This window comes from Candidatus Cloacimonadota bacterium (genome assembly GCA_011372345.1).
In the GTDB taxonomy this organism is placed as follows: domain Bacteria; phylum Cloacimonadota; class Cloacimonadia; order Cloacimonadales; family TCS61; genus DRTC01.
This window is the reverse complement of the sequence record DRTC01000033.1, coordinates 1-3551: the sequence shown is the minus strand read 5'-3', so window position 1 is coordinate 3551 and position 3551 is coordinate 1. Positions and strand designations below refer to the sequence as shown.

The 3551-nt window shown below is 35.6% G+C and carries 3 protein-coding genes; all 3 read right to left on the bottom strand.

The window, feature by feature from the left end; all coding sequences use genetic code 11:
• Positions 1-436 precede the first annotated feature (436 nt).
• A complete protein-coding gene (locus tag ENL20_00610) occupies positions 437-2332 on the bottom strand; it encodes an ABC transporter ATP-binding protein (GenBank protein HHE37062.1) in 1896 nt (631 codons plus the stop codon).
• A 591-nt stretch (positions 2333-2923) separates the two neighbouring features.
• Entirely contained in the window at positions 2924-3208 is a 285-nt protein-coding gene (locus tag ENL20_00605) for a hypothetical protein (GenBank protein HHE37061.1), read from the bottom strand.
• A gap of 178 nt (positions 3209-3386) precedes the next feature.
• The coding region (locus ENL20_00600) for a GNAT family N-acetyltransferase (GenBank protein ID HHE37060.1) at positions 3387-3551 on the bottom strand (165 nt) is incomplete at its 5' end.

Sequence of the window (3551 nt, the reverse complement as noted above, 5' to 3'; positions counted from 1 at the left end):
CTGGTATATTAATGTCTTCCTGAAGAAGAAGATGTTTGACAATTCGATGTCGCAAATCCAGAAATCTAAAATTGAATTTTGGTACTTTATAATTTTTTATCAGATCGAACATATCCTTTTTATCAAAAATCATTAAGTCCCGCAGCACATTCGGACTGTTGCAGAATATTTTCTCAAAAACGAATTTTTTTAATCTATAATCATCGGAATTAATATAATGCTCCAGATCCTGCGTGGTTAGTTTGTATTCCCAAAAACAATGTTTAATAATATCTATGTCCGGTTTCTTTCTTTGAAATTGGATCATCATTATCCTTTTTCTAACTTTCTCTCGATCCTCTTTTGAAGAGAGAGAGGAGATGTTTGTTTCCCTTTTCTTTGAAAAAGTTCATTTATGAGATTAGAGAAGTGATTAGGAGATAGATTGAAACACACATTAATCCATTTCGAATTGAATATTATACAGCGTTTTATATCTCTCGCAAGTTTCCAATAGCTCTTTGTGGTGACCTATGCAAACGATCTTTCCTTGATCCAGAACAATAATCTTATCCGATGACAAGATTGTGGAAAGCCGATGAGCGATCACGATCACGGTTCGATTCTTTGTTGCTTGCTCGATCGCTTGCTGGACCTTTCTTTCTGCTTCTGTATCGAGCGAACTGGTGGCTTCATCGAAGATCAAAATGGGAGGATTGCCGACAATTGCTCTTGCAATACAAAGCCGTTGTCTCTGACCTCCAGAAAGATTGGATGCTTTTACCTGCAGTATCTCATCATATTTTTGGGGAAGTTTATCGATAAATTCATCTGCAAAGGCGATTTTAGCTGCATTTCTGACCTGCTCTTCATCAACTTTCTCAAGTGTTCCGTAACTGATATTATTGAATACCGTATCATTGAACAAAATGGATTCCTGGGTAACAGTTCCGAACAGTGTTCGCAAGTCTTTCAATTTGATTTTATGACTGGGAATTCCATCGATCAGGATATCTCCAGCATCAGGATCATACATCCTGGACAGCAGATGAACGAGTGTTGTTTTTCCGCTACCGCTACTGCCGACAAGGGCAATTTTCTCTCCTTTCTTAACTTCAAAATTAATATTTTCCAAAACTTTCTTATCTTCCTGGTACGAAAAGGCAATATCATTAAACACGATCTTCTGCTCAAAATCTCTTTTCTCAACCTGCTCCTTGCTTTCGGTTATCTCGGATTTCCGATCAAGGATCACCATTATCCTATCCAGTGAAACAAGTGCTTTCCTGATATTTATATATGCATTGGTCAAATTTTTTGTCGGCTGCATCATGGAAAAAACTGCCAGCAGGAAAGTCATGAATGTTCCGAAACTGAAACTGCTGTCTGCAGCCAGAACCAGTTTTCCTCCGATCATCAGGATGACAACTCCGATCAAAACGCTGTTCAATTCAGAAAGGGGAACATTTACTGCGCTATAAAGCAACGATTTTCGCCAGAATCGAAAATGTTTTTTATTTATTTTTTCAAATCTGTCGTATTCGTAGTTTTCCCTGGAAAATGCTTTCACTATCGGCATGCTGTTCAGTTTCTCTTCGACATTAGAGAATAGTTGCGAGGATTGTTCCTGGATCCGTTGCGAATATTTTTTGATCTTACCACCTAACAAATTAACCAGGTAACTGAAAAGAGGTAAAAGAACCAAGCCGATTATAAACAGTTTCAAGTTCAAATTAAGTGCAATAATGATATAAACAACCAGTAGGATAATATCCCGGATGATATTGAAAAAAGAATTTATGAAAAAATTGCTGATAATGTTTACATCCGAAACCATCCTGACCAGGGAATCTCCTACTTTATTTTTACGCAGGAAGCTAAGTGGTTGGTATAAATATTTATGATAAATTATATCCCGGATATCTTTGATGGTTTTACCCTGAAGGTTGATGAACATAACTCTGTTTCCATAATAGAAGATATTTTTTAAAACTATCAGGAAAATAACAGAGATGCTGATAAACCAGAGCAGGAAAATCGGATCAGTAACTTCCAGGATCGATTTTAATTCTGTTAGAAACGGCTTGTAATTAATTTTATCAATCCATGTAAAAAAACTGTTTTGCTGGGATAGAAAATTGTTAAAAACATCCCTGACAGCTCCGAAAAAAGCAGGAAAATCTGAGTATAATATTTTCGTTTTTCCAGGCTTGAAAACAAAATCCAGAAGCGGGATAGCCATCATAATACTGATTCCACTGAAAATGGCATAACCACTCATAAATATTAATCCAAACAGGAGAAATATCCAGTGCCGGAGCATGATCCGAATTATTTTTATCGCATTTTTCATTATTAATTTATTTACCTTTTACCTGATTTGTAGATTTTTAAAGGTAAGTTTTGTGTCAATAAGAAAGTGTAGCACAGAATTGTATTCTGTGAACCATGTTTGCACATTATGCAAAAATAAACTACCGAATATATCCGCGCAAATACAAAAGACCATAAATTCCAAGAAATAGATATGTGAGAAAAAACAAGAAATATCCCAAAAATCCTTCCAGTTCAATGAAATGAAAAAAGAAATTCAGGAGCATTGCAAGTTGAAAAATGATGATATAAAAAGCGATGAACCAGAAAGAATATCTTTTTATCCGATGTTTGTTATCGTTTAGTTCTTTTTTATTCAAAGGAAAATTACTGAAAATTGATACTATTACCAGAAAGCTTCCAATAAGCGAAAAGATATAAAAAAACATAATTAAATCCTTTTAATAATGTAATACATCGGAATGTCCGCAGGTCTTCCGATTGTTTTTATTCCCCCAAGTATAGACATAATCAAGTAAATCCTGTTATCCTGTCTGCTCAAATCTGCGGAGATTCCTACATTCCGAAGAGCTTCGCACATTCGGAAGTTTCCACATTTTACAAAAATGTGTTACATTTTCCTTTTCACATAAAGAAATCCATAAAAAGCAAGGATCACAAAACCGATAAAGAAGAAAAGTCCTTTGAACTCTCCCGTGGCTTTGAAAAGATTTAAGAAAACATCAATGATAAAATATAACTGTGCGATAATGATCCCAATAGCAATCAGCCATAACAAATATACAGATGTTCTATTCTCAATCTTATCGAGAGTTGCCTTCTTCAGCGGATATCTGGAGAAGATCATTTTGCAGACAACATAACCACCGCCAATCAAGAGAATGGTTTCAAACATTTTTGCTCCTTTAACAACTTTTCTGTCATTGCGAGGTTTACCAGCCTTTGGCTGGTTTCTCTCAAAGGAATTCTTCCGAAGCAATCCCGTCTATTGCGGATAAATCTTCAAATCTAACCTGATGATAAAAAAAATTGCTTCGTTAGTAACATCAACTAGAAAATCTCGCAATGGCAGTTTACATATCTGGAATCAACCTCTTACTCAAAACCACGACCGGATCATCTTGATAGCCGACTGCTTTATAAAATTCAATAACTCCCTGGTTGGTCTTTCTAACCATTAAATTAATTTTCGGACATCCGATTTCGATCAGTTTCTGTTCTGCATACTCCACGATCTG

Bases quoted from the DNA above. Each gene is read 5' to 3' on its own strand.
- ENL20_00610 (HHE37062.1), bottom strand. From the start codon at position 2,332: ATGAAAAATGCGATAAAAATAATTCGGATCATGCTCCGGCACTGGATA.
- ENL20_00605 (HHE37061.1), bottom strand. From the start codon at position 3,208: ATGTTTGAAACCATTCTCTTGATTGGCGGTGGTTATGTTGTCTGCAAA.